Source organism: Mesorhizobium sp. WSM4813 (assembly GCF_055811555.1).
The window spans coordinates 126,726-150,809 of the sequence record NZ_JBVVQU010000007.1 but is presented as its reverse complement, the minus strand read 5'-3'; the positions used below and the strand labels follow the sequence as shown (position 1 = coordinate 150,809).

Genomic DNA, 24,084 nt, shown 5'->3' with positions numbered 1-24,084 from the left:
AAAGGTCTCAAGGAGATGCGTTCGGCCGCCTTCCAGGGTGGCGGTTACGTGCTGGTCGAATTCCACCCGCAGACGGATCTGGCGACGGCGTTGCAGGACACACGCAGCAAGGTCCAGGACGGCAAGGCCGACCTGCCGCAGGCAGCGGAGGAGCCTGTAGTCTCCGAAGTCAACGTCTCCGAGTTCCCTGTCCTTGTCGTGACGCTGTCGGGCGAGGTGCCCGAGCGCATGCTCACGGCGGCGGCGCGCGAGTTGCGCGACCGCATCGAGGAAGTGCCGGGCGTGCTGGAAGGCTCGCTGCAAGGTGCGCGCGACGATCTCGTCGAAGTCGTCATCGATCCGATGAAACTGTCTTCCTATGGGCTGCAGCTCGAGCAGCTGATCGGTGCGGTTGGCGATTCCAACAGTCTTGTCGCCGCCGGCAACATTGAAGGGTCCGAGGGCAAATACGCTGTCAAGGTGCCGTCGCTGATCGAAACGCCGGAGGACGTGGCGGCGCTTCCGATCGTCGCCGGCCCCAATGCCGTCGTGCAGGCCAAGGATATCGCCACCGTCCGCTCCACCTTCAAGGACGCCGAGACGGTGACCCGTCTCGACGGCAAGCCGGCGATCGCCATCGAGGTGAAGAAGCGCATCGGCTCCAACCTGATCGACACGATCGCCCAGGTGAGGACCGTGTCCGATGCCTTCATAAAGACCATGCCGGAAGGCATGCACGTCACCTACACGCAGGACAAGTCGGTCTTCGTCAACCAGTTGCTCGGCGATCTGCAGAACCACGTCATGATCGCCGTGATCCTGGTGTTCATCGTCATTCTCTACGCACTGTCGGGCCGTGCATCGCTGCTGATTGGCCTCGCCATTCCATCGTCCTTCCTGATCGGCATCCTGCTGTTGGCCATGATGGGCTACACGATCAACATGATCGTGCTGTTCAGCCTCATCCTGGCGGTCGGCATGCTCGTCGACGACGCCATCATCGTCACCGAATTCGCCGAGCGGCGCATGAGCGAAGGCATGCCTAAGGCACAGGCCTTCGAGCTTGCCGCCAAGCGCATGGCCGGTCCGGTCATCGCGGCGACGATGACGCGCATCGCCGCCTTTTCGCCGCTGCTGTTCTGGCCGGGCATCATCGGCGACTTCATGAAATACATGCCAATCACGCTGATCGTCACGCTCTCGGCCTCGATGCTTTACGCACTGGTCTTTGCGCCGGCGTTGGGCGCCTTGTTCGCCAAGGCGCCGCCGCATCACGAGAATGACAACCGCGACGGCTGGTACATGGCCGTGGTCAAGCAGGCGGTGCGCTTTCCCATCACCGTGCTTCTGCTCACCGTCGGCCTTTTGTTCGGTGTCGGTTTTGCCTATTCGAAATATGGCGCCGGCGTCGAGTTTTTCCCGAATGTCGAGCCTGACTACGGCCTGCTCTATGTGCACGCCCGCGGCAACCTTTCGCTCGCCGAAATGGATGCCGCCACGAAGACCGCCGAGAACCGACTTCTTGGCTGGCCAGGCGTGAAATCGGTCTATACCCGTGTCGGCAAGACGCAAGGCGGCGGCCAGGACATTCCTGAAGACGTGGTCGGCGTGATCCAGTACGAGTTCGTCGACTGGCGCGAGCGCAAATCGGCGAACGCCATCCTGGACGAACTGCGCGGCGTCATGGCCGGCATTCCCGGCGTCGACGTCGAAGTTCGCGTGCCCGAGGCCGGCCCGCCCACCGGCAAGCCGATCCAGATCAGGCTCTCGGCCGTCGACCCGAAAGGTCTCGACGACAAGGCGCGCGCCGTCGCCGCGCGCATTGCCAAGGTGCCAGGCGTCATCGATATTTCAGACGGCCTGCCGCCACCCGGCGTCGACTGGGCGCTCGACGTTGATCGCGCCAAGGCGGCGCAATACGGCATCAGCCCGACCTCGGTCGGAACGGTGGTGCAGCTGGTGACGAACGGGCTGAAGCTCAGTGAATACCGGCCAGCCGGTGCTGACGACGCCGTCGACATCAGGCTGCGACTGCCCGAGGACCGGCGCACGCTGTCGACACTCGACGATCTCAGGGTGCAGACGTCGCAAGGGTCGGTGCCGATTTCGAATTTCGTCGTGCGCAAGCCTGAGCCGACCGTCGGCATCCTCAACCGCATCGACGGCGCGCGCACGGTGGTCGTCCAGGCCAACGTCGCCGCCGGCGAGCAAGTCGCTTCTGTCCAGCAGCAGGTCACCCAGGCTGTCACCGATATGGATCTCGGCAGCGGCATACGCTGGAAGCTTGCCGGCTCGAACGAGGACAGCGCCGAGGCCAGTGCCTTCCTCAGCAAGGCCTTCGGTGCCGCGATCTTCCTGATCTTCCTGGTGCTTCTGATGCAGTTCAACAAGTTCACCAGCGTCTGGCTGGTGCTGTCCTGTGTGGTCATGGCGACGGTCGGTGTGTTCCTGGGATTGCTGTTGACTGGAGAGGCGTTCGGCATCGTCATGTCGGGCATCGGCGTCATTGCGCTGGCCGGTGTGGTGGTGAACAACAACATCGTGCTGATCGACACTTATGACCGGCTGCGTGAAGAAGGCTGGGACAAGATGGACGCGGTGCTGCAGACCTGCCGTGAACGTGCCCGCCCGGTCGTGCTGACCGCGGTGTCGGCGATCCTCGGCGTGCTGCCGATCGCTTTCGGCCTCGGTCTCGAAATCTTCCATCACGAGACGACGATCAACGCGCCGTCGACGCAATGGTGGATTTCACTGTCCTCAGCGATCGTCTTCGGCCTGTCCTTCGCCACCTTGCTGACGCTGGTGGTCACACCGTCGATGCTGATGGTGTTCACGCGTAGTAAGAACAGCCGCTTCTATGCATTCTTCCGTCGGGTGTTCCGGCGCGGCAAGACAGTCGGTGCGACTGTAGAGACCTCCGCAAGACCGAGCTCGCTTGACGAGCCGGCGATCGCCTTCCCGAAGGCCGCCGAATAGGCCAACTTTGCTTGGAGCGCCGCGCGTATTCTGAACGCGCAAAGAAAAGGCCGCCGGGAACAACCAAGCGGCCTTTTGCATTGTCTGTCATGCAACACCTCAAAGCGGGGAGTTTCTCATGACGCTCAGCACCATTCTCGTCATCATTCTGATCCTCATTCTGATCGGCGCGGTGCCGGCATGGCCTCATTCGCGTTCCTGGGGTTATGGTCCCTCCGGCATCGTCGGCGTCATCCTGATCGTCCTCTTGGTGTTGCTGCTGATGGGCAGGATTTGAGCCGGAATTTGGTGCACTCGACAAAGTGCAGCGCTGCGCGTCCTTTAGGACTCGCAGCGCTGTAGCATTTGATTTGATGCAGGTCGTTCCGAGCTTTCGCTTCGGAGAGCGCGCGCGCATTGGCCGTGCCGCGGATTTCCTACGAGGAGTTGAAGCGCTATTCCGCCGGTGCGGGCTCGGGAGAAAATTCGGCGCGGTGAGCAAGCCCGGCCATCAAAAATACGACGACCAGCAGCCCCGACAAAGCGACGAAGATCGGACTGAAGCTCGAATGCTCGGCGATGAAGCCGATCGCCGACGGCGCCACCAGAATGCCGGAATAACCCATTGTGGTGACGACGCTCATACCGGTGCCGGACGACATGCCTTCCTGATTGCCGCCGGCCGAAAACAGGATCGGCACCATATTGGCGATGCCGAAGCCGCAAAAGGCAAACGCTGAGATGGCGAGCCAGGGTGAGGGCGCCAGCCCGGCCACCAGCATGCCGGCGGCGGCGACAAGGGCCGAGACCCGCAACGTCGTTACGGCTCCGAAACGGTTGCGGACCCCGTCGCCAACGAAGCGCATGACGGCCATGACGCCGGAAAAAGCGGCGTAGGCCAAACCAGCTATGGCGAGGTCAGTACCGAGTTCCTGTTGCAGGTAAAGCGCCGCCCAGTCGAGCACCGCACCCTCGGAGATCATCGTCATCAGCGCCATCAGCCCGACCAGATAGACCAGCGGATTTCCAGGCAGCGCGAATTTGCGATGTCCGGTAATCCCTGATGATCCTTGGGGCGGCTTGCCCTCGGCGATCAGGTAGCGAACTGCCACCGCGATCATGGCAAAGGCAAGAGCGGTTACCACCGCCGCATGGGCGAGATGGCCGTAATTCTGGATGGCGAACCCGCCGAGCGCGCCGCCGGCGAAACCGCCAAGGCTCCAGAAGCCGTGCGAGGACGACATGATGGCGCGGGACAACCGCCGTTCCACCGTGACCGCATTGGCGTTCATGGCGACATCCATGCCGCCGATTGAAGCGCCGAAGATGAACATGGCGATGGCCGCCAGCGGCACGTTGGGGGCAAGCGCCACAACCAGCAGGCCGAAGCTGCCGATCAGACCGAACCAGCGCAGCACGGTGCGCGAACCATGCCTGGAGATCAAGTGGCCGCACCAGGTCATGGCTGTGACCGCACCGGCGCCGAACAGCAGGATCAACAGGCCGAGCGTAAACTTGCTGATATCCAGCCGGGTCAGGACCACCGGGATCTGCGGCGCCCAGGCGCCGGTCAGAAAACCATTGGCCAGGAAGATGGCCGCCACGGCCCATCGTCCACGAATGGCGGTCTGCATGATTTTTGGCGTGTCCATCGTCTAGAATCCGATGCGAAAATGGCTTCGCGCGGCAAATTAGATCGATTCAATCCTCAGTCAAGCGCTCGTTCTTGGAAGTGCTTGGGCCAAGCGGCTCGCTCGAACCCGAGGTTGATGAGAGCCGATCGGGACAGGGCTTTTTGTTCGACCATGATCTTATCCGAAAACCGGATTCCACTTTTCGGGATCGTGGTCTTAGTGATCCCTGGGGCGTCTTGCCTCGAACTCCGCCTTCTTGGCATCGGAGGCCTCGGTCTGGTTGAGCGCCTGCCATTCGGCATAGGGCATGCCGTAGACAATCTCGCGCGACTGGTCCTTGCTGAGAGCGAGGCCCTCGGCCTCCGCGGCGTCGCGATACCAGTTGGAGAGGCAGTTGCGGCAGAAGCCGGCGAGGTTCATCAGGTCGATGTTCTGTACGTCCGTGCGCTCGCGCAGATGCGCGACCAGCCGGCGGAAGGCGGCGGCTTCGAAATCGCGTTTTTGCTCGTCGCTGAGTTCGGTCATCGAAACCTCCTTACAGCGGCCCGGTGCGCGAGCCGAATCGTTTGACCTGATGTATATCGGGGCGGCGGTTGATCGCGTCAACGATCGGCGCCAGCCGTTCGGCCCAGGCGACTGCATCCTTCCGATCGGCAATCAGGTCCTGACGGATTTCGATCAGCGCATGGGCAAAGCCGTTGACGATGGCATGCCTGAACATGGTGTCGCCGCGCAATGCGCCGTCATAGGGCTCGTTGTCGCCGACGATAAGGCTTTTGTCCTCGGCGAGCATGTCGATCAGCGGTCGCGCCACCCGGTCGTCGCGATCCCACAAGACTCCAACATGCCAGGGGCGCACGAATCCCTGCATGAACGGGGTGAAGGAATGTACCGAAAAGATGAAGGGGGCGCTTGAGGAAGCCTGTGCCACCGAGGCGATCATGGCGCCGACCGCATCGTGGTAGGGCCGATAGAAGCGGTCGAGCCGCCTTTCACGTTCCTTCAAGGCAAGTGGATAATTTCCCGAAATGACGGTGCCGTCATAGAGTTGGCGGATTAGCGTCGGATCGTCCTCGCCGCGATTGGGATCGATCAGAAGTCGCGAAAAGTTGGCGAGTACCGCCGGCACGCCGAGCAAAGCCGCCAGTTCGCGCGTCACCGTCTCGACACCGATGTCGTAGGCGATATGGCGGTCGAATTCCATCGCCGGCAAGCCGAGGCTGCCATACTCTTCCGGCAAGTCGCGACGGGCGTGATCGGCCAGGAGCACGATGCCTCGCTTGCGGTCGCCTTCGACGATGTCGAAAGGCGCGAAAACTGTGGATCGGGTCATCGGCGGGAAATGGTCTGTTCGCTGGCTTCCGGGGAGGGTGGTATCGTCATTCCACGAAGGCGACGGTTGCGCAATGCCGTCGTTTGGCCACGGTTTCTGCGGAAATCTGGCAGAGGGCGACGGGCCGTGCGCCGAAGCCTTTCTAAATCGATTGGAATTGAGCAAAAGGGCGCGTTGACATGCGCCCGGACTTTTCCGAAAAGGGGCGTTGAGAGATGCAAATGTGGTTCTTGAGGGATTTCAGGATGGGTTCCGCCGGCAGGCCGCGCGTGCGCTATGCCTTCGCCATGCCGCTCCTGACCCTTACTGTAGGCCTCGCCGCGATGCTTGCTGCCTCGCCGGCGCGCGCCGATTTCCGTGTCTGCAACGCTACGCAGAACCTGGTCGGCGTCGGCATCGGCTATCGCGCCAAGGCCGGCTGGATCACCGAGGGCTGGTGGCATATCGAGGGATCGAGCTGCAAGACGCTGATTGAAGGGCCGCTGTCATCAAGGTTTTACTATCTTTATGCAGAAGACGCCGAGCGCGGCGGGCGCTGGGATGGCCCGATCAACATGTGCGTGGCCGAAAAAGAGTTCAAGATCGCCGGCGTTACCGATTGCGTCGCCCGGGGCTTTCAGCGCGCCGGATTCCAGGAATATGACACGGGCGAGCAGGCAAGCTGGATGGTCCAGCTGACCGATGACCCCGCAACGGGGGGCGTTCCAGCCGCCCCGGGAACAAATAGTCAATGAGACGCAGCCGCAAGGTCAAGATACTCGCCACCATCGGTCCGGCCTCCTCCTCCGAGGACATGCTGAAGAAGCTCTTCGAAGCCGGCGCTGACGTGTTTCGCATCAATATGAGCCACACCGATCATGAATTGATGCACACACTTGTCGGTCGCATCCGCGCAGTCGAGAAAGCAGTCGGCCGGCCGATCGGTATTCTCGCCGACTTGCAGGGGCCCAAGCTGCGCGTTGGCAAATTCGCCAGCGGCAAGGAGGCGCTGACACTCGGCCAGACTTTCACGCTCGACGACAATCCGGAGCCCGGCAATTCGACCAGGTGCTATTTGCCCCACCCCGAAATCCTAAGATCGGTCGAGGCCGGTGACCGCCTTTTGATCGACGACGGCAAGCTCGAGCTGAAGGCGGTGAAGAGCGACGGCAAGGCGATCGTCTGCACCGTCGTCGCCGGCACCAGCATCTCCGACAAGAAGGGCGTCAGCCTGCCCGACACCGACCTGCCGGTCGGCGCGCTGACCGAAAAGGACCGCAGGGACCTCGATGCGGTGCTGGCCACCGGCGTCGACTGGGTGGCGCTGTCGTTCGTGCAGCGGCCGGAGGATTTGGCGGAAGCGCGCAAGATCGCACGGGGCCGGGCGCTCATCATGGCCAAGATCGAAAAGCCGCAGGCCGTCGCCCGGCTGGCCGAGATCATCGAACTTTCGGATGCACTGATGGTTGCCCGCGGCGATCTCGGCGTCGAAATGCCGCTCGAAGCCGTGCCCGGCATCCAGAAGCAGATCACCCGCGCCGCGCGCCGCGCCGGCAAGCCGGTGGTGATCGCCACGCAGATGCTGGAATCGATGATCACCGCGCCGGTGCCGACCCGCGCCGAGGTGTCGGACGTCTCGATCGCTGTGTTCGAAGGCGCCGACGCCATCATGCTCTCGGCGGAGTCCGCGGCCGGAGCCTACCCGGTCGAGGCGGTAGCGATGATGAACCGCATCGCCAGCAAGGTCGAAACCGATCCGACCTATGCCGGCATCATCAATGCGCAGCGCTCGGAGCCGGAAGCGACCGGCGCCGACGCCATCTCGCTTGCCGCCCGCGAAATTGCCGAGACGCTGAAACTGTCGGCGATCATCAGCTATACGGCGTCGGGCACGACCGGCCTGCGTGCCGCGCGCGAGCGGCCGCAGGTGCCGATCGTTGCGCTATCGCCGATCGTCAACACCGCGCGGCGGTTGTCGCTTCTGTGGGGAACGCATTGCGTCGTCTCGCCCGATGCCATCGACCTCGACGACATGGTCGACCGCGCCTGCCGCATCGCTTTGGATGAAGGGTTCGGCAAGCCAGGCGACCGCGTCATCATCACGGCCGGTGTACCGCTGAGGACGCCGGGCTCCACCAACATGCTGCGCATCGCCTATGTCGGGTCGGACGTGCAGGCGAGACGCTAATGCAAATCGCCCAAGATGCGCAGCGATCTTGGGATAAACACAAATTTTCAAACGCGATGGGCTTTAAGCCGCTCACAGGCGAATTCACCAAGCTGAAGCCTCGCCTCTATGGGACCAGAAGCGATTTGCGGCCTGTAAGCGAATCAAGTCGGTGAGGCGATCGCGAGTACAATCGCGATTATCAACAAGAGCGGCCCCATCCATTTGAAATGGCTGGGAAGGCGTGCCAACCAGGCCCGTTGTCCAGCCTGGGGTTGGTTTGGCGTCTGAAGGAACCCGTAGCCGATGCCCGACATCCATAGGCCGACGCAAAACATTATGAATTCGTCGATATAAGCTGCAATCATGATTGCCTAACCACTGTAATCCTGGACAGGAAACCACACGTCGCGCTCACCGACAAGAGCCGAGATAGGTGTAGCGAGATGACCACCGCAAGAGCAACAAAGATGTTGAAATTGCCGTCGGGGCGTCGCATTCCAGGCGCACTGGCCCGTCGGCATCAAATACCTTCGCCGGCAAGTTCTTCCGAAAGCGTGCCGACCTGATCCTGGGCGCTGCGCAGCATCGGATAGATGCTGAGCACGCGCTGCCAGGCTTCCAGCGCCGACTGCTTGTGGCCGGTTACGGCCATGATCTGCGCCAGGCCGGACAGGGCGCCGAAATGGCGCGGCTCGAGCTGCAGCGTGCGGTCGATGTCCGCCATCGATTTCCCAAAGTTATGCATCATGAAATGTACGGTGGCGCGCCGATTCCAGCCTTCGGCAAAGGCCGGCTGCAAGGTCACCACCTGGTCGAGGAAGTCGAGCGCCACGTCGAACTTCTTGTCTTCGGCCGCTTTTTGCGACCATTGCATCATCAGGTCGATCGAGGCGCTGCCGGATTGCGACCACTCGTGAGAGATGCGAGCCGCGATGCGCTCGGCGGCTTTTTCATTGCGCTCGCGCTTCAGGTCGACAAACAGCTGGTCGAGCCTTGCCTCCCTGGTCGTGGCAACCGGAGGGGCGACCGCATCTTCCGCTTGGGCCGGAAGCGAGGCGGAACCGAAAAGAAAAAGCGCCGCGAAGAGGGCAAAAAGAATCCGCATGACCGGAATCTAACCCCGGACAGCGGATCGTCAAACTGAATTTAGCGTGAAAGGGCCGGCAGGCCGGCAAATTACATCAAGCAGGCGCGGAGGCAGGCGCCTCCACGCGAAAAGCCTCAACCCTGACGCGCCTTGTAGCGCGGAGCGGTCTTGTTGATGATGTAAACGCGGCCCTTGCGGCGAACCAGCTGGTTGTCGCGGTGACGCGCCTTGAGCGCCTTGAGCGAATTCTTGATCTTCATGGTCTTGCCCGTCGGTCTGGGCCCGGTCTTGGGCCGAATTATTAAGGCGCGCTCGGAAAGCGCGCCTCTCAACTTGTGCGTGGCTCATAAACGAGGAGCCTTGTCCGTGTCAACCGCAAGCGTGCTTCATGGACGAAGCTAGTGTGGCGGATTTGAGTTTCTGCCATCGACGGCGTTACAGCGACGCCGTCCAATAGCCCTCAACGGTGACGGCTCATTCGCGTAAAATGGCCCATCTTGCGGCCGGGACGCGCCTCGGCCTTGCCGTAGAGATGCAGCATCAGATCGGGCTGGCCGAGCAGGGCCGGGACACGCAGGACATCATCGCCGATCAGGTTTTCCATGACGCAGTCGAAATGGCGGCCGGGATTTCCCAAGGGCAGGCCGGCGACGGCGCGAATGTGCTGCTCGAACTGCGAGACGATGCAGGCGGCTTCCGTCCAGTGGCCGGAATTGTGGACGCGCGGGGCGATCTCATTGGCCAGCAGCGCGCCGTCGGCAAGGACAAAGAACTCGATGCCGATGACGCCGACATAGTCGAGTGCGGCAAGTATTTTTGCCGCCGCCGCCTGCGCTGCAGCGGCGGTTTCGGACCCTATCCCGGCCGGCAGGGTCGAACTGTGCAGGATGCCGTCGCGGTGGACGTTTTCTGCCGCATCGTAGGCGGCGAGCGAACCGTCCATGCCGCGCGCTGCGATCACCGAAATCTCGCGTTCGAAGTCGATGAAGGATTCGAGGATCAGCGGCACGTTGCCCATCGTCTCGCAGGTGCCGGCAAAGCCGCCCGTTTCCATGTTGCGGAAGACGCGCTGGCCCTTGCCGTCATAGCCCATGCGCCGCGTCTTCAATATGCCGCTGCCGTCAAACTTTTTCAGCGCCGCCGTCAATTCGTCGTCATTGTCGACGGGACAGAAATCTGCCGTGGGAATGCCGATGCCGTTGAGGAATTTCTTCTCCGCCACCCGGTCCTGCGCCACTTCCAGCGCGCGCGGCGGCGGATAGACCGGAACCGTGACGGCAAGCGCGCCGGCAGCCATGACCGGCACGTTCTCGAACTCATAGGTGACGACGGCGCTGACTGCCGCCAGTTCGGCGAGCGCAGCCGTGTCGTCATAGGCGGCGGTGATCTGCCGGTTGGCGACCTGTGCCGCCGGGCAATCCGGCTGCGGTTCCAGCACGACTATGCGGTAGCCGAGGCGGGCGGCGGCCATGGCCAGCATGCGGCCGAGCTGGCCGCCGCCGACGATGCCGATGGTCGATCCTGCGGGCAGGCTCATGGCGTGTCCGTGGGCTCGGCGGCGACCCTGGCGGTCTGGGCGGTGCGCCAGGCGTCAAGCCGGGCAGCGAGCTTTTCGTCGGTCAGCGCCAGCACGGCCGCGGCCAGAAGGGCGGCATTGGTGGCGCCCGCCTTGCCGATGGCCAGCGTGCCGACCGGAATGCCGGCCGGCATCTGCACGATGGAGAGCAGGGAGTCCTGTCCGGAAAGCGCCTTCGATTCCACCGGCACGCCGAAAACCGGGAGCGGCGTCATCGCCGCCGTCATCCCGGGCAGGTGCGCCGCACCGCCGGCGCCGGCGATGATCACCCGAAAACCGGCCGCCTTGGCGCCCTTGGCGAAGTCATAGAGCCGGTCGGGGGTGCGATGGGCCGAGACGATCAGCCGCTTGTGCGGGATGCCCAGCGCCTCCAGCGTTTCGGCGGCGTGGCGCATCGTCGCCCAGTCGGACTGGCTGCCCATGATGATGGCGACGTCGGCGCGATGATTGTCCAAGCTTCTGCTCCCGGCGGGAAAGGCGCGCATTAGCGGAATTCTGGGTCGACGGCAAGGATACCATGGCTCGGCGCAGCATTTGGGCACAACGCGCCAGTTACCTAATCCGGCCAGCGCAAGGCGCCGGCGCTATCCTTGCGGGCCGACTTCATGGCATCCGCCGGACGCTCTGCCGCGTTCAACACGGCCTGTAGGCGCTCCGCGACGATTTCTGCCTCGCCGGGATGAAGATTGCACGGGTCGAGGAAGAAATGGCCGCGCTCAACCTCGTGGTTGCGCACGATGATTGGGGGCGAGCCGGCCGCCAGCGCCGAGGCGAGGCCGGCGGCGCTGAAGCGGCTTTCCGGACGGACGAAAACCTGCAGGCGGTCGAGCGGGTTGGTGGTCGGATCAGGGATGATCTTGGCGCCGATTCCGGCTATGCCTTGCAATGTCTCCTTCCACAGATTGAGCGCCGCTTCCTCCCGCTTGCGGATCCCGGCATGGTCGCGCCGCTCCCAGGCCTCCAGTGCCGCCATGGTGCCGGCGATGCTTTCCTTGCCGACCTTCATCGCCCGCGCAACGCCACGATTCTGGAGATAGGCGGCCCGCACCAGATCCTTGCGCCCGGTGACGATGCCGCTTGTCGGTCCGCTGAGAAACTTGTGCCCGCTATAGACGACGATGTCGGCGCCGCATGCGAGAAAGCCGCGCAAATCGTATTCGGAGGCGGCGTCGACGATCACCGGGACGTCCTTGGCGTGGCAGATCTCGCAAAACTCCTCGAGCGAGAGCATGCCGTATTGCACGGTGTGATGGGCAACGACGTAGAGGCCTGCCGCGGTGCGTTCGCGGATGGCGTCGCGCACATGATAATCCTGCGTCACGCTGACTGTGCCGGCCGATACGGTTCTGGCCCCGGCAAGCCGGATCGACTGGTCGATCGGCGCGCCGTAGTTGACGATATGACCGAGTTGGACGATGACCTCCGACTTGAGGCCCTCGATGTCGTCCGGCAGCCGCTCGATCGCGAGAAGGTTGGTGCCGGTCATCGTGCCGGCGATCGCCATGGTGATGCCGCTGGCGCAGCAAGCCGTGATGAAGCCAGCCTCGCCCCCTGTGAGGCGCGCGACGACCGTGCTTGCGGCGCGTTGCAGGTCGTCCATCTCCACCCACTGCGACGCGATTTCCGACATTGCGGCGATCGCTTCCGGGACGATGATCGAGGCGCCGAGCGCCGTCATCGTGCCGGAAACATTGATGATCGGCCGAAGGCCGAGCCGTTGGCGGATTGTCGTGTTGGAGCCGTTTGCGGAATAGGTTTTCATCTCTAGAGATCCCATTGGTAGATATCAGGCAGCGATCTCGACGACCGCCTCGATTTCAACGGTGATGTTTCCCGGCAAGGAGCCGACACCGATCGCCGAGCGGGCGTGCCCGCCGATATTATCAAAGACAGCGGCGAAAAGATCGGAGCAGCCGTTCACCACCTTCGGGTGATCGCTGAAGGTCGGGATGGCGTTGACGAAGCCAAGCAGCTTGACGACGCGCACGATGCGGCCGAGGTCGCCTGCTGCGGCATGCATGACGGCGAGCAGGTTCAGGCCGGTGAGACGGGCATGCTTATAGGCTTCTTCCACCGTGACATCCTCGCCCACCTTGCCGGTGCAAAGCGTGCCGTCGGCGCGCAGCGGCCCTTGGCCGGAGAGGAAGAGCAGCCGCCCGCTCTCGGCATGGGTGACGAAATTGGCGATCGGCGTCGGCGGCTCGGGCAGCGTCAGGCCCAATTCGGCGAGCCGGATGTAAGGCGTCATGAAAGGCTCCTTGCGACAGCTTTCGCCGTCCGATGTCAGAAATGCGAGGCACGAAACCGCGCCAGGAAACTGCGGAGACGCTCATTATCGATCTCGGTGCCCAGAATCTCGGCAGGCGGACCTGCGGCGCTGACGCCGCCATCCGCCATGAAGACGATGCGGCTCGATGCGTCGCGCGCAAAGGCCATTTCATGTGTGACCATCACCATCGTCATGCCGTCTTCGGCCAGGCTGCGCACGACTTCGAGCACCTCGCCGACGAGTTCCGGATCGAGCGCGGAGGTTATCTCGTCGAGAAGCAGGATTTTCGGCTCCATCGCCACGGCGCGGGCGATGCCGACGCGCTGCTGCTGGCCGCCGGAAAGCTCGGCCGGCAGGCTGTCGGCCTTGTGGGCAAGGCCGACCCGGCCGAGCCAGTGCTCGGCAATGGCGCGGGCCTCGGTATTGCTCTTGCCGCGCACCTTGCGCAGGCCAAGCATGATGTTGCCGGCCGCCGTCAGGTGCGGAAACAGATTGAAGCTCTGGAACACCATTCCGGTCTCGGCGCGCATCTTCGCGAGGTCGCGCTCGCTGCGGCGCTGGCGTGTTCCCGCGTCGCGGAAGCCGACCTCCTTGCCGTCGATGCGGATGGAGCCGCTGTCGTAGCTCTCCAGGAAGTTGACGCAGCGCAGCAGCGTGGTCTTGCCGCTGCCGGAAGGCCCGATGACAGTCACCACCTCGCCGCGTGTCACCTGCAGGCTGACGGAGCGCAGGACCTCGACGGATCCAAAGGATTTGGAAACATCGGAGATGTCGAGAAGCGCCGGATTGGCGGGCGGGGAGATGGACATCTTGCTATTCCCGGATGAAGGAGAAACGCCGCTCCAACCGTCGGCTGGCCAGGGAGAGGGCGTAATTGACGACGAAGTAGATGACCGCACCGAGGATGTAGAGCGGCATCGCTTCGTAGGTGCGGCCGATGACCTGGTTGATGGCGTGCATCAGGTCGGTGATGCCGAGCAGCGAGACCAGCGCGCTGCCCTTCACCGCATCGGTGACGCCATTGATCCAAGGCGGCAGGAAGCGCCTAAACGCTTGCGGGAAGATGACGTAAGCCAGTCGCTGGCGAAAGGTCAGCCCGATCGCCATCGCCGCTTCCGACTGCCCCTTCGGTATGGAACCGACCGCACCGCGCAGATATTCGATGACCTGCGCCGTCTTGAACAGGGTGAGCGCCAGCACGGCTGCCCAGAAGGATTCCAGATGGACGCCGACGGCAGGCATGCCGTAATAGACGAAGAAGATGAGCACCAGGATCGGAATGCCGCGAATAGTGTCGCTGAAAATGCGCACTGCCCAGCGCAGCGGAGCCGGGCCATAGACAAGGCCGACGCCCATCATCACGCCGGCGACGAGTGACAACAGCACGACCAGCAGCGACACCCACAGCGTCACGGCAAAACCCTGGGCCAGGAAGGGCAAGGCATAGGCGATCTGGCCAAGCATCCTAGTGCGCCGCCCTGAACCGGCGCTCGACAAGCCGAAGCGCATAAAGAAGCGCGTAGCCCGTCAAGAGGTACATCGCCGTCACCACAAGGTAGACTTCGACGATCCGGAAGGTGTTGAAGTTGATCCACTGGGCGCCGTAGGTGAGCTCCGGCACCGAAATGACCGAGGCAACGGAGGTGTCCTTGAACAGCGACAGGAACGTGTTGGAAAGCGCGGGCAGCGTTATGCGCAGCATCGTCGGCAGGCGCACATGGACCAGCCTTTGCCATGGCGTCAGGCCGATCGCCTTGCCGGCGTCGAGCTGTCCGCGCGGAACCGCTTCGAGCCCCGAACGGAACACCTCGACCAGATAAGCGCCGCTATAGAGCGACAGCGTGGCAATGAATGAGGTCTGCGCGCTGTAGGCGATGTCGACCACGGTCGGCAGGCCGTAGAAGACGAGATAGACGAGCAGGATCAGCGGCACGTTGCGGATGAACTCGACATAGGCGGCGATGGCGGTCCGGACCAGCCGCCCGGCCGACACGTACCAGACGGCCAGAAGCAGCCCGATGACGATGCCGATCGCGATGGAGATCACGGCCAGCTCGAGGCTGAGCAGCAGTCCGCCCCAGAGCTTGTCGAAATGCCGCCAGATCAGGTTGAAGTTCAGGGTATAGCCCATGTGTCCCTGTCATATCGAGGGCTGTCGACGAGAAGGGCCGGCGGAAGGGCGCTGCCCTTCCGCCGGCTTGCATCAGATGACCGGGAAGCCGGGGTGGCGCGCCGGCGGCTCCTGTCCGAAATAATCCTTGAATGCAGCGTCGTAGAGTGCCGTCTCATGGCCGAACATGGCGGTGGTGAAGGTCGTGTTGACGAAGGTCAGCCAGTCGAGGTCGCCTTGCCGAAGTGCGGCGCCGTAAAGCATCGAGAACCAGCTCTTACCGGCATCGAAGTATTTGTCCGGATTACGCGAGGCGAGCCAGCGGACCGTCGACAGATCGACGGCGGCGCCGTCGACGCGCTTCGATTCCAGCGCCTGCAGCACGTTGGCCTGCGTGTCTATCTGCATCACCTGCGCTTCCGGCAGGACAATGTGCACATTTGCCTCGGCATCGACATTCTGCAGGATGGAAATCCGCGTCGCCGAACCGCCGGCAAGCAGCTTGTCGAAGGTCTTGTTTTCGGCGTTCGGAAGGGTCAGCAAGGCGATGCCTTCGACGTAATAGGGCCGGGAGAAGTGGATCAGCTGTGAACGCTGGGCGGTCATGGTCATGAACTGGATCGAGATGTCGACCTTGTTGGTGGTCACGTTCGGAATGCGCTGGGCCGGATCCTGCATGACGAATTCGACCTTGGTCGTATCGTCGAAAAGCCCCTTGGCAAGAATGCGCCCCATGGTGATGTCCATGCCGACCAGTTCGCCGGCATCGTTTTCGAAGTGCCAGGGCGCGTTGGTGCTGCCGGTGCCGACAATCACCTTGCCGCGATCGAGAACGGTGCGCAGCAGGCTGTCCGGTGCCGCTTGCGCCGCCGCCTTCTGAACATCGACCGTTGCTGCTGCGCCCACCACTCCGGCCGTTGCAAGCCCGGCCATTCCCAGTTTCAGAAATTCACGTCTTTTGGATGTGTCGTTCACGGCGACCTCCTTTTCGTGTTGTGTTCCCCTTTGCCGATACATGCATCAGTGATCTGGATTGTCTCTTACAAAAGACACATGTATCCTGTACAAGACAGATACTAACATCAGGAATCAGTAATGCAAGATGGCAATGCCCTGGCAGTTCGGCCGGACGCTGGTCCGGACGAAGACAAGATTTCGGGCTCCCGCGAGAAGGGTCTCAACCGGGTGCTGCATATTCTGGAGTTTCTTCACGCGAACCAGCGAGCGATCGGGATTGGGGATCTCGCCAAGGGCGTGAATGCGCCGCGCTCGACGATCTACACGCTTGTGCGCTCGCTCGTGGATGCGGGCCTGCTGGAAATGGCCGGCGACGGCAATCGGGTCTATTTCGGGAAGAAGCTTTATCTCTACGGAATGGACTATGTGCGCGGCAACGACCTGCTCAGGCGAGGGCGTCAGGAAGTCGACAATCTGTCGCGCGAAACAGGCGAGACATCCGAATTGTGCATGCTGCAAAGCGGCCGCTACACGATTGTCCATTCAAGCCCGGGCACCAGGCCGTTCCGGATCAGCTCGGCCACAGGTCTGCAGATACCGCTTCCCTGGACCGCATCCGGGCGGTTGCTTCTCGCCGGTTTCGAACGGGCCGTGATCGAAGACATGGTGTCTGAGGACGATCTCGTCCTGCCAGACGGCCGCAGATTGCTGCTGGACGACTTCATAGCCGATATCGCTACGGCTGGGGCTGCCGGCTATTGTGTAACCTCAGGTCTTGTCGACGCCTATACAAAATGCCTTGCCGCGCCAGTCTTTTCAGCTGCCGGCAAGGTCGAGGCGACGATATGCCTGGTGGTTCCAATCGACACTTCCGAGGAGAAGACCGGCAATCTCATTGCCCTGCTGCGCGAACGCGCCGCGAGGCTTTCGATCACCGGATGAGCAGGTTTTTGCCGCAACGGTAAGTGGGATTCGCTCACGCGATGATGTCGGGGATGATCCGGTCTTCCAGCGCCATCAGCCGGTCTTTCAGGAAAAGTTTTTTCTTCTTCATGCGCTGGATCTGCAGAGGGTCGCAGTTCATGGCGATCATCGCGTTGATGGCCGCGTCGAAATCGGCGTGCTCCTGCTTCAGCCGAGAATATTCGAGGCGGATATCAGCCTGTTCCTGTTCGGACATTATCTACCGTCTGCACGTCTGCGGCGCCCAAAAATGGGCCTGATTGGGCGAGGCCGGAGGTATCTTGCACCGGCGCGCAGCCAATATCACATTTCGTATTGTCGTGGAATGCTACCACGCAGCATTCGACATCGATGCCCGATAGTGGCACACTGTCATTATGCCGTCACAGAAGCGAACTTGCGGTGGACGCGTCTTGACGGCTGCAATCGAGGAAACCATGAAAGGGAGAACCAATCATGTCTCTTGCATCCCATCTTGATGAGCTGCAGCGGAAACACGGCGACATCGAACGCGAAATCGATGATGCGATGAACCATCCATCGGTCGACGACCTCGAAATCGTGAATCTCAAGCGGCGCAAGCTGGCACTCAAGGACGAGATTGAAAAACTGAAGGCGAAACCGACCAAGCACTGACGCTCTTCTACAGCGCCGCGCGTCATTTGCACGCGCAAAGGACGCTGTAGTACTTCTGATTTGCCGCATGATCCCCAGCGAATCGATTCCGATTTTCGGGGACATGCGCAGGGTAGCTGCGCCCCTTTCGGCGCGCGACCATCCTTCCGGTGGCAGCCATGCCGCCGGAATCCCCTTTATTTTGTTCGAGCGACATGGACACGACAAATGGTTGGCGCCGTCTTCCTGCTATCGATTTAGCAGGTCTGCCTGCCTGCCGCCATTGACAAGCCATCTTTGCTCCTCCACCTCATGCCCGGACCTTCTACAGCGCCGCGCCTCCTTTCGGACCCGCGAATGACGCTGTATTTTGATTTTTGCGCATGATTGTTTCCGGAAACCGATTCCGGAATTCGGCGCTAACAAAAGGCAGCCGGCCATGACCGGATATTTTTCTTCTCCCTTCCTGCGCCGCACGTCGGTCGGTGTGGATGTCGGCGGCGTGATGGTCGGCGGGGGTTCCCCTGTCGTCGTGCAGTCGATGACCAACACCGACACCGCCGATGTCGACCAGACAGTCGCTCAAGTTGCGGCCCTGCATCGCGCCGGCTCCGAGATCGTGCGCATCACCGTCGACCGTGACGAGAGTGCTGCCGCTGTGCCCGCCATCCGCGAGCGGCTCGAACGGCTCGGCATCAACGTGCCGCTGGTCGGCGATTTCCACTATATCGGCCACAAGCTGCTCGCCGACCATCCGGCTTGCGCCGAGGCGCTGGCCAAATACCGCATAAATCCCGGCAATGTCGGCTTTAAGGACAAGAAGGACCGGCAGTTCGCGGCGATCGTCGAGATGGCGATCCGGTACCACAAGCCGGTGCGCATCGGCGTCAATTGGGGGTCGCTCGACCAGGAGCTTTTGACCCGGCTGATGGACGACAACCAGCGCCAAGGCTTTCCGCTGACCGCGCAAGAGGTAACGCGCGAGGCGATCGTGCAGTCGGCGATCCTTTCGGCCGAAATGGCCGAGGAGATCGGCCTTGGCCGCGAGAAGATCATCCTGTCGGCCAAGGTCAGCGGCGTGCAGGATCTGATCGCCGTCTACACCGAGCTTGCCACCCGCTCCAACCACGCGCTGCATCTCGGCCTCACCGAGGCCGGCATGGGTTCGAAAGGCATCGTCGCCTCGTCCGCGGCGATCGGCATCCTTCTCCAGCAAGGTATTGGCGATACGATCCGCATCTCGCTGACACCGGAGCCGAACGGCGACCGTACCCGCGAGGTGCAAGTGTCGCAAGAACTGCTGCAGACCATGGGGTTCCGGCAATTCGTGCCGATCGTCGCCGCCTGCCCCGGCTGCGGCCGCACCACCTCTACCGTGTTCCAGGAGCTCGCCCAGAACATCCAGGCGGATCTGCGCAAGAACATGCCGGTGTGGCGTGAAAAATATCCCGGCGTCGAAAACCTCAAGGTCGCGGTGATGGGCTGCATCGTCAACGGTCCAGGTGAATCCAAGCATGCCGACATCGGCATTTCGCTGCCCGGCACCGGCGAGACGCCGACGGCGCCGGTGTTCGTCGACGGCAGGAAGGCGGCGACGCTGCGCGGCCCTTCGATCGCCGCCGGCTTCGAAAAAATGGTCGCCGATTATATCGAGCAGCGGTTTGGGCAACCTGGCAAGGCTGCGGCGGAGTAGGTCGATGCGGCGCTTCCTCTGGGCGACGCCGGTTTTGCTTCGTGGATTGGTTTTGCTTGGCGGGCTCGGCTGGCCGACAGCCGTCCACGCCGATCCGCCGCGCCCCGCCAAGCAGCGGCTGCTCGACCGGGTTTGCAATCTGATCGAGGCCCATGCCGATCAAAACGGCCTGCCCAAGGATTTCTTTGCTCGGCTGATCTGGAAGGAAAGCCGCTTCGATCCCAATGCGGTCAGTCCGGTCGGCGCCGAAGGCATAGCCCAGTTCATGCCGGGTACCGCCAAGATACGCGGTCTCGCCAATTCCTTCGACATCGAGCAGGCCATCCCGGCCTCGGCAAAATATCTCGCCGAGATGAAAACCGGCTTCGGCAATCTGGGCCTGGCGGCCGCCGCCTACAATGCCGGTGAAAACCGGGTGTCGCGCTGGCTGAGTTCCGGTGGCTTCCTGCCAATGGAGACCGAAAACTACGTTCTGGACATCATGGGCGAGCCGGCCGACAGGTTCACCGACACCGCCTATGCCGGCACGATCCGGCCGCTCGACAAGAAGGCGAGCTTCGCGGTCGCCTGCCGCAGGCTGCCGGTCATCAAGTCCCAAACCGTGGCCATGGCGTCGATCAACATCAAGCCGTGGGGCGTGCAGGTGGCCGGCAATTTCCGCCGCGCCGCGGCGCTTAATCAATGGAACAGTGCAAAGCGCCGGTTTCCGGCCTTGCTGAATGGCCATAACCCGGTGGTCAGCCGGGTGCGCTCGCCAATCGGCAGGCGCGGCATCTATGCGGTCCGGATCGGCGCCGACTCCAAAGCCAAGGCCGACAATATCTGCCAGAAACTGCAAAGCGTCGGCGGTGCATGCATTGTGGTGCGGAATCGGTGATGGGTGCCGACGATTTGCCCGACAACCATCGAAGCTGCGTTTTGATTAACCAAGCCTGCTGCTCCATGGCTCCAGCTATAGGCACGCGATGACCGACCGTCTCTACAGCGATCCCGACCTCGTCCAGTTCTACGATATCGAGAATGAAGGCGGCGTGGACTTCGACTATTGCGTCGGCTTTGCCAGGGATGCCGGGTCGGTTCTCGACCTCGGCTGCGGCACCGGGCAATTGGCCGCCGCGCTCGCCGATGGGCGCAGCGTGACCGGCGTCGATCCCGCGCCGGCGATGCTCGACATCGCACGCCGCAGAGCCGGCGGGCAGAGGGTCGACTGGGTCGAGGCCGATGCGCGCAACGTCCGGCTCGGACGACGCTTCGACCTAGTGATTTTGACCGGGCACGCCTTCCAGGTGTTCCTCACGCCGGAAGATCGAGAGGCGGTGCTTGCCACGATCGCTGCTCATCTGGCTCCCGATGGGCGCTTCATCTTCGACACGCGAAATCCGGCCACGGACGAATGGCTCGAATGGACGCCGGGACGGTCGCAACGGGAACTCAGTCATCCCGGATTGGGCAAGGTAAGAGCGTGGAACGATTTCCGGCGCGATCCCGCTACCGGTGTCGTCACTTACTCGACCCACTACGAAATCCCCGACAGCGGGCGGGTGCTCAGCGCCGAATCGAAAATAGCCTTTCCGGCAAAGGAAAGCCTTGCGCAGATGCTGGACCAGACCGGGCTGGTCGTCGAAGAATGGCTCGGCAACTGGCGTGGCGAGCCATATGGTCCGACATCACCGGAAATCATTCCGATCGGCCGGCTGCGCTAGCCCGGACGTTGCTTCGCCTTGAGCGGTTCCCGATCCTTTGACGTGACCGACTGAGCATGCGGATAATCCGAAGGCACCACCGGCCAATTGCGGCGCTGCGCTGGCGACGTGCCCACCGATGCAACTCGTGACCATCTCGCAGGTTTGGCTGTTCTGAACGCATCGCACCTCCTCGCCAGCATTTTGGATGCTGAGGAGGAAATCATATTATGTATCGCGCATGCGGATAATCGATGTTAATTTCCGTTCATCTGTGACGAATTGGAATAGATGTATATGGACCGGCAAGAGACGATGGGTGTGTTCCTGTCGGTTGTCGAGGAAGGCGACTTCTCGGCAGCGGCACGCCGGCTGCGGATGACCCCTTCGGCCGTCAGCAAAATCGTCGGTCGGCTTGAATCCCGCCTTGGCGTGCGCTTGTTGCAACGCTCGACGCGGCGCATCAGCTTGACGGCGGAAGGCAGCACCTATGCTGATAGCGCTCGCCGCATCCTGAACGACATCAAAGAGGCTGAAATCGCAATTCAACCCGGCGCAGAACCACGCGGCCGGCTGCGCGTCAGTCTTCCGAGCGCCTTCGGCCATCGTTTGATCGTGCCGATGTTGCCGGCTTTCATCGAACGCTACCCGGCTGTTGAGCTCGAGCTGATGTTCACAGATGCGATTGTCGACCTATTGGCTGAGGAAACGGACGTCGCCGTGCGCGTTGCCGCCCAGAGCGATTCCAGGCTGGTGATGCGGCGGCTGGCGCCCAATCACCGTGTCATTTGCGCGTCTACTCAGTATCTCGAAAAACACGGTATGCCGATGACGCCAGGCGATCTTCAACATCATACATGTCTTGGCATCACATCACGCGGCGGCCTCAACATCTGGGAATTCGATGGCCCGGACGGTCCGCAAAGCATGCGTATGCGCAGCCCGATAGAGGCCAACAGCACGGAGGCGCTACGCCGGCTGGCGCTCGCCGGTGTAGGCATCATCCGCATGTCGGAGATATTGGTTGGGCCAGATATCAGAGTAGGCAGACTGACCGCATTGCTCACCGGATACAATCATCATGACGGACCACCAATCTGCGCCGTCTATCCGCCTGGCCGAATCCTGTCGCCGCGTGTGCGCGTATTCGTCGATTTCCTGGCCGAACAGTTCACCAACCCTCCTTGGCTACACGGCGCGCCATAGGACGGGAACTGGGAACAGCGTCAGCTGTTGCGGGCCGCCACGAATTCCGCTGCCTGCTTCAGAAGCACGGCCTCGTCGCCATAGGGATTAAGCAAGGCGTGGGCCTGGTCGACGAGGCCCTGAAGCTGGTCTCGCGCCCAATTGGCGCCGTGCAGCGCCACCAGCGTCGCCTTGCCGGCGGCTGCATCCTTGCCGGTCGCCTTGCCCATCTGGTGCGCGTCCGCCGTCAGGTCGAGCAAATCGTCGGCAAGCTGAAAGGCAAGCCCGATCGCCGAGCCGAATTCCGCCAGTCTTTCACGGTCGGCCGCCGGCGCGCCGGCCAGGATGGCGCCCGCCTCGCAGGCGAAGCGGATCAGTGCGCCGGTCTTCATCGCCTGAAGCCGGATGATGCCGGCTTCGTCCGGCCTGACACGCTCGGCTTCGAGATCGAGCACCTGGCCGCCGACCATGCCGCCGGCTCCGGCGGCGCGGGCCAGCGCCAGCACCAGCGCCGCCCGTCGCTCGGCCGGCAGCATTGTCGCTTCGCCGGCAATGATGTCGAAGGCCAGCGCCAGCAAGGCGTCGCCGGCGAGGATGGCGGTCGCCTCGTCGAAGGCCTTGTGCACGGTCGGCTGGCCACGGCGCAAATCGTCGTCGTCCATGGCCGGCAGATCGTCATGGATCAGCGAATAGCAATGCACGCATTCGAGCGCCGCCGCCACGCGCAGCGCCGCCTCGCCGTCGGCGGAAAACAGCGCGGCGCTTTCCATGACCAGGAAGGGGCGCAGGCGCTTACCGCCGTTCAGCACGCCGTGGCGCATCGCCTCCATCAGACGTTGCGGCCGCGCGATCTCGCCTGAAAGCGGGCGGTTGTCGAGCAGTCGCCTGAGCAGCGCCTCGACCGGACCTGTGCGCGCGACAAGCGCTGCCTCGAACGGCATTTGATCGTCTTTCGTCATGCCGGGGACGGGTAGCCGACACTCAGACGTTGCGCAAGAAGCCAAGCGCCATTATGCCGGGGGCAGGGAGCAGCATGGATTGAGCGGCTTGGCGGAACCGATCGTCGATCACGAAACCGAAGGGCTGGACATGGTGAGGCCGAAACGCGGCAACCGCATCGGTCTCAAACGTTGGCCCCGGCACTGGGTCCGGCGCGGCATCACCGTCGCCGTCGTGCTGGCGCTGATGCCGGTGGTATTGACCTTTCTGTATCTGCCGCCGTTCGTGCATCCGGTATCGACACTGATGCTGAAGGATCTGGCGACGTTTTCCGGCTATGACCGGCGCTGGGTCTCGATCGACGATGTGGCGCCGGCGCTGGCGAATTCGGTCATCATGTCGGAGGACGGGCAGTTCTGTTTCCATCGCGGCATCGACCTTGGCGAGTTGAGGGGCGTCGTCGACGATGCGCTGGCCGGCGAGATGACGCGCGGCGCCTCGACCATTTCCATGCAGACCGTGAAGAACCTTTATCTCTGGTCGCGGCCGCTGGGCTCGGTCCGGAAAGTCGTCGAGCTGCCGCTGGCTGTCTACTTCGACATGGTGATGTCGAAACGGCGCATTATGGAAATCTACCTCAACATCGCCGAATGGGGGCCGGGCATCTATGGCATCGAGGCCGCCGCCCAACACCATTTCGGGGTTTCGGCAAAACGATTGTCGCGTCGCCAGGCGGCGCTGCTTGCCGTCACCCTGCCGAACCCGATCGCACGCAACCCGGCGAAGCCCGGCCCGGGGCTGAGACGGCTGGCCTCGCTGATCGAGCGGCGCGCGGGCCGGTCCGGCGCCTATGTCGGCTGTCTGCGATAGCTTAAAAAAATTCGCGGCGGCGCTGGCCAAAACGGCGCAGGGCGTGTATAGGCACCCGACTTTCTCAGATTCCGGCCCCTGACGCGGC

General features: G+C 62.6%; 27 protein-coding genes. 11 read left to right on the top strand and 16 right to left on the bottom strand.

The window, feature by feature from the left end; all coding sequences use genetic code 11:
• A partial coding sequence (locus AC0L25_RS06245; protein ID WP_473594672.1) for an efflux RND transporter permease subunit occupies positions 1-2,955 on the top strand: 2,955 nt, incomplete at its 5' end.
• Positions 2,956-3,073: 118 nt separating this feature from the next.
• Positions 3,074-3,232 (top strand): DUF3309 family protein, encoded by a 159-nt coding sequence (locus AC0L25_RS06240; RefSeq protein ID WP_036267059.1) that lies wholly within the window; start codon positions 3,074-3,076, stop codon positions 3,230-3,232.
• Between the two features lie 157 nt (positions 3,233-3,389).
• Here AC0L25_RS06240 and AC0L25_RS06235 read toward each other — a convergent pair whose 3' ends face one another.
• From AC0L25_RS06235 to AC0L25_RS06225, 3 genes are all read right to left on the bottom strand, one after another.
• Complete coding sequence (locus AC0L25_RS06235) at positions 3,390-4,586, bottom strand: MFS transporter (protein ID WP_473594671.1); 1,197 nt, start codon at positions 4,584-4,586, stop codon at positions 3,390-3,392.
• 198 nt (positions 4,587-4,784) lie between these two features.
• Positions 4,785-5,093: a DUF1244 domain-containing protein gene (locus tag AC0L25_RS06230; RefSeq protein WP_473594670.1), complete on the bottom strand. Its 309-nt coding sequence runs from the start codon at positions 5,091-5,093 to the stop codon at positions 4,785-4,787.
• Positions 5,094-5,103: 10 nt separating this feature from the next.
• Positions 5,104-5,901, bottom strand: a complete 798-nt coding sequence (locus AC0L25_RS06225; protein WP_473594669.1) for an N-formylglutamate amidohydrolase — start codon at positions 5,899-5,901, stop codon at positions 5,104-5,106.
• A 287-nt stretch (positions 5,902-6,188) separates the two neighbouring features.
• Here AC0L25_RS06225 and AC0L25_RS06220 point away from each other — a divergent pair, with 287 nt between their 5' ends.
• Positions 6,189-6,635 carry a DUF1036 domain-containing protein gene (locus tag AC0L25_RS06220; protein WP_473594681.1) on the top strand — a complete coding sequence of 149 codons (447 nt, stop codon included), beginning with the start codon at positions 6,189-6,191 and terminating at the stop codon, positions 6,633-6,635.
• Positions 6,632-8,068 (top strand): pyruvate kinase, encoded by a 1,437-nt coding sequence (pyk, locus tag AC0L25_RS06215; RefSeq protein WP_473594668.1) that lies wholly within the window; start codon positions 6,632-6,634, stop codon positions 8,066-8,068. The genes AC0L25_RS06220 and pyk overlap by 4 nt, the downstream gene beginning before the upstream one ends.
• Before the next feature lie 143 nt (positions 8,069-8,211).
• Here pyk and AC0L25_RS06210 read toward each other — a convergent pair whose 3' ends face one another.
• From AC0L25_RS06210 to AC0L25_RS06160, 11 genes are all read right to left on the bottom strand, one after another.
• Positions 8,212-8,415: a hypothetical protein gene (locus tag AC0L25_RS06210; RefSeq protein WP_473594667.1), complete on the bottom strand. Its 204-nt coding sequence runs from the start codon at positions 8,413-8,415 to the stop codon at positions 8,212-8,214.
• Between the two features lie 155 nt (positions 8,416-8,570).
• A complete protein-coding gene (locus tag AC0L25_RS06205) occupies positions 8,571-9,155 on the bottom strand; it encodes a tetratricopeptide repeat protein (protein WP_473594666.1) in 585 nt (194 codons plus the stop codon).
• Between the two features lie 116 nt (positions 9,156-9,271).
• A complete protein-coding gene (gene ykgO / locus AC0L25_RS06200; RefSeq protein ID WP_006327841.1) occupies positions 9,272-9,397 on the bottom strand; it encodes a type B 50S ribosomal protein L36 in 126 nt (41 codons plus the stop codon).
• A gap of 200 nt (positions 9,398-9,597) precedes the next feature.
• Positions 9,598-10,674, bottom strand: coding sequence for a 5-(carboxyamino)imidazole ribonucleotide synthase (locus AC0L25_RS06195; protein WP_473594665.1), 1,077 nt, complete (start codon positions 10,672-10,674; stop codon positions 9,598-9,600).
• Positions 10,671-11,168 (bottom strand): 5-(carboxyamino)imidazole ribonucleotide mutase, encoded by a 498-nt coding sequence (gene purE, locus AC0L25_RS06190; RefSeq protein ID WP_473594664.1) that lies wholly within the window; start codon positions 11,166-11,168, stop codon positions 10,671-10,673. Before purE ends, AC0L25_RS06195 begins: the two co-directional genes overlap by 4 nt.
• A gap of 101 nt (positions 11,169-11,269) precedes the next feature.
• On the bottom strand, positions 11,270-12,475 hold the full coding sequence (locus AC0L25_RS06185; protein WP_473594663.1) for an aminotransferase class V-fold PLP-dependent enzyme: 1,206 nt from the start codon (positions 12,473-12,475) through the stop codon (positions 11,270-11,272).
• Between the two features lie 24 nt (positions 12,476-12,499).
• Positions 12,500-12,961, bottom strand: coding sequence for a RidA family protein (locus tag AC0L25_RS06180; protein ID WP_473594662.1), 462 nt, complete (start codon positions 12,959-12,961; stop codon positions 12,500-12,502).
• A gap of 35 nt (positions 12,962-12,996) precedes the next feature.
• Positions 12,997-13,791: an amino acid ABC transporter ATP-binding protein gene (locus AC0L25_RS06175; protein ID WP_473594661.1), complete on the bottom strand. Its 795-nt coding sequence runs from the start codon at positions 13,789-13,791 to the stop codon at positions 12,997-12,999.
• A gap of 4 nt (positions 13,792-13,795) precedes the next feature.
• Positions 13,796-14,446: an amino acid ABC transporter permease gene (locus AC0L25_RS06170; protein WP_473594660.1), complete on the bottom strand. Its 651-nt coding sequence runs from the start codon at positions 14,444-14,446 to the stop codon at positions 13,796-13,798.
• Between the two features lies 1 nt (position 14,447).
• Positions 14,448-15,113 (bottom strand): amino acid ABC transporter permease, encoded by a 666-nt coding sequence (locus AC0L25_RS06165; protein ID WP_473594659.1) that lies wholly within the window; start codon positions 15,111-15,113, stop codon positions 14,448-14,450.
• A 72-nt stretch (positions 15,114-15,185) separates the two neighbouring features.
• Positions 15,186-16,067, bottom strand: coding sequence for a transporter substrate-binding domain-containing protein (locus tag AC0L25_RS06160; protein ID WP_473594658.1), 882 nt, complete (start codon positions 16,065-16,067; stop codon positions 15,186-15,188).
• Between the two features lie 120 nt (positions 16,068-16,187).
• Between AC0L25_RS06160 and AC0L25_RS06155 the strand changes: the two genes are divergently transcribed.
• Positions 16,188-16,991, top strand: a complete 804-nt coding sequence (locus AC0L25_RS06155) for an IclR family transcriptional regulator (RefSeq protein ID WP_473594657.1) — start codon at positions 16,188-16,190, stop codon at positions 16,989-16,991.
• A gap of 34 nt (positions 16,992-17,025) precedes the next feature.
• Here the strand turns inward: AC0L25_RS06155 and AC0L25_RS06150 are convergent, their stop codons facing one another.
• On the bottom strand, positions 17,026-17,229 hold the full coding sequence (locus tag AC0L25_RS06150; RefSeq protein WP_077380473.1) for a YdcH family protein: 204 nt from the start codon (positions 17,227-17,229) through the stop codon (positions 17,026-17,028).
• Between the two features lie 239 nt (positions 17,230-17,468).
• Here AC0L25_RS06150 and AC0L25_RS06145 point away from each other — a divergent pair, with 239 nt between their 5' ends.
• From AC0L25_RS06145 to AC0L25_RS06125, 5 genes are all read left to right on the top strand, one after another.
• Positions 17,469-17,648, top strand: a complete 180-nt coding sequence (locus AC0L25_RS06145; protein WP_095495322.1) for a YdcH family protein — start codon at positions 17,469-17,471, stop codon at positions 17,646-17,648.
• A 418-nt stretch (positions 17,649-18,066) separates the two neighbouring features.
• Positions 18,067-19,320, top strand: coding sequence for a flavodoxin-dependent (E)-4-hydroxy-3-methylbut-2-enyl-diphosphate synthase (ispG, locus tag AC0L25_RS06140; protein WP_473594656.1), 1,254 nt, complete (start codon positions 18,067-18,069; stop codon positions 19,318-19,320).
• A gap of 4 nt (positions 19,321-19,324) precedes the next feature.
• On the top strand, positions 19,325-20,197 hold the full coding sequence (locus AC0L25_RS06135) for a lytic transglycosylase domain-containing protein (RefSeq protein ID WP_473594655.1): 873 nt from the start codon (positions 19,325-19,327) through the stop codon (positions 20,195-20,197).
• 88 nt (positions 20,198-20,285) lie between these two features.
• Complete coding sequence (locus AC0L25_RS06130; protein ID WP_473594654.1) at positions 20,286-21,023, top strand: class I SAM-dependent methyltransferase; 738 nt, start codon at positions 20,286-20,288, stop codon at positions 21,021-21,023.
• Positions 21,024-21,299: 276 nt separating this feature from the next.
• Complete coding sequence (locus AC0L25_RS06125) at positions 21,300-22,208, top strand: LysR family transcriptional regulator (protein ID WP_473594653.1); 909 nt, start codon at positions 21,300-21,302, stop codon at positions 22,206-22,208.
• 20 nt (positions 22,209-22,228) lie between these two features.
• Here AC0L25_RS06125 and AC0L25_RS06120 read toward each other — a convergent pair whose 3' ends face one another.
• Positions 22,229-23,146 (bottom strand): polyprenyl synthetase family protein, encoded by a 918-nt coding sequence (locus tag AC0L25_RS06120; RefSeq protein ID WP_473594652.1) that lies wholly within the window; start codon positions 23,144-23,146, stop codon positions 22,229-22,231.
• A 79-nt stretch (positions 23,147-23,225) separates the two neighbouring features.
• Between AC0L25_RS06120 and AC0L25_RS06115 the strand changes: the two genes are divergently transcribed.
• The gene (locus AC0L25_RS06115) at positions 23,226-23,996 is read left to right on the top strand and encodes a biosynthetic peptidoglycan transglycosylase (RefSeq protein ID WP_473594651.1); all 771 of its coding nucleotides are present in this window, start codon (positions 23,226-23,228) and stop codon (positions 23,994-23,996) included.
• Positions 23,997-24,084 lie beyond the last annotated feature (88 nt).

Excerpts from the sequence above, each read along its gene's own strand:
- AC0L25_RS06240 (WP_036267059.1), top strand. The coding sequence starts at position 3,074 with ATGACGCTCAGCACCATTCTCGTCATCATTCTGATCCTCATTCTGATC.
- AC0L25_RS06235 (WP_473594671.1), bottom strand. The coding sequence starts at position 4,586 with ATGGACACGCCAAAAATCATGCAGACCGCCATTCGTGGACGATGGGCC.
- AC0L25_RS06230 (WP_473594670.1), bottom strand. The coding sequence starts at position 5,093 with ATGACCGAACTCAGCGACGAGCAAAAACGCGATTTCGAAGCCGCCGCC.
- AC0L25_RS06225 (WP_473594669.1), bottom strand. The coding sequence starts at position 5,901 with ATGACCCGATCCACAGTTTTCGCGCCTTTCGACATCGTCGAAGGCGAC.
- AC0L25_RS06220 (WP_473594681.1), top strand. The coding sequence starts at position 6,189 with ATGCCGCTCCTGACCCTTACTGTAGGCCTCGCCGCGATGCTTGCTGCC.
- pyk (WP_473594668.1), top strand. The coding sequence starts at position 6,632 with ATGAGACGCAGCCGCAAGGTCAAGATACTCGCCACCATCGGTCCGGCC.
- AC0L25_RS06210 (WP_473594667.1), bottom strand. The coding sequence starts at position 8,415 with ATGATTGCAGCTTATATCGACGAATTCATAATGTTTTGCGTCGGCCTA.
- AC0L25_RS06205 (WP_473594666.1), bottom strand. The coding sequence starts at position 9,155 with ATGCGGATTCTTTTTGCCCTCTTCGCGGCGCTTTTTCTTTTCGGTTCC.
- ykgO (WP_006327841.1), bottom strand. The coding sequence starts at position 9,397 with ATGAAGATCAAGAATTCGCTCAAGGCGCTCAAGGCGCGTCACCGCGAC.
- AC0L25_RS06195 (WP_473594665.1), bottom strand. The coding sequence starts at position 10,674 with ATGAGCCTGCCCGCAGGATCGACCATCGGCATCGTCGGCGGCGGCCAG.
- AC0L25_RS06185 (WP_473594663.1), bottom strand. The coding sequence starts at position 12,475 with ATGAAAACCTATTCCGCAAACGGCTCCAACACGACAATCCGCCAACGG.
- AC0L25_RS06180 (WP_473594662.1), bottom strand. The coding sequence starts at position 12,961 with ATGACGCCTTACATCCGGCTCGCCGAATTGGGCCTGACGCTGCCCGAG.
- AC0L25_RS06175 (WP_473594661.1), bottom strand. The coding sequence starts at position 13,791 with ATGTCCATCTCCCCGCCCGCCAATCCGGCGCTTCTCGACATCTCCGAT.
- AC0L25_RS06170 (WP_473594660.1), bottom strand. The coding sequence starts at position 14,446 with ATGCTTGGCCAGATCGCCTATGCCTTGCCCTTCCTGGCCCAGGGTTTT.
- AC0L25_RS06165 (WP_473594659.1), bottom strand. The coding sequence starts at position 15,113 with ATGGGCTATACCCTGAACTTCAACCTGATCTGGCGGCATTTCGACAAG.
- AC0L25_RS06155 (WP_473594657.1), top strand. The coding sequence starts at position 16,188 with ATGCAAGATGGCAATGCCCTGGCAGTTCGGCCGGACGCTGGTCCGGAC.
- AC0L25_RS06150 (WP_077380473.1), bottom strand. The coding sequence starts at position 17,229 with ATGTCCGAACAGGAACAGGCTGATATCCGCCTCGAATATTCTCGGCTG.
- AC0L25_RS06145 (WP_095495322.1), top strand. The coding sequence starts at position 17,469 with ATGTCTCTTGCATCCCATCTTGATGAGCTGCAGCGGAAACACGGCGAC.
- ispG (WP_473594656.1), top strand. The coding sequence starts at position 18,067 with ATGACCGGATATTTTTCTTCTCCCTTCCTGCGCCGCACGTCGGTCGGT.
- AC0L25_RS06135 (WP_473594655.1), top strand. The coding sequence starts at position 19,325 with ATGCGGCGCTTCCTCTGGGCGACGCCGGTTTTGCTTCGTGGATTGGTT.
- AC0L25_RS06130 (WP_473594654.1), top strand. The coding sequence starts at position 20,286 with ATGACCGACCGTCTCTACAGCGATCCCGACCTCGTCCAGTTCTACGAT.
- AC0L25_RS06125 (WP_473594653.1), top strand. The coding sequence starts at position 21,300 with ATGGACCGGCAAGAGACGATGGGTGTGTTCCTGTCGGTTGTCGAGGAA.
- AC0L25_RS06120 (WP_473594652.1), bottom strand. The coding sequence starts at position 23,146 with ATGACGAAAGACGATCAAATGCCGTTCGAGGCAGCGCTTGTCGCGCGC.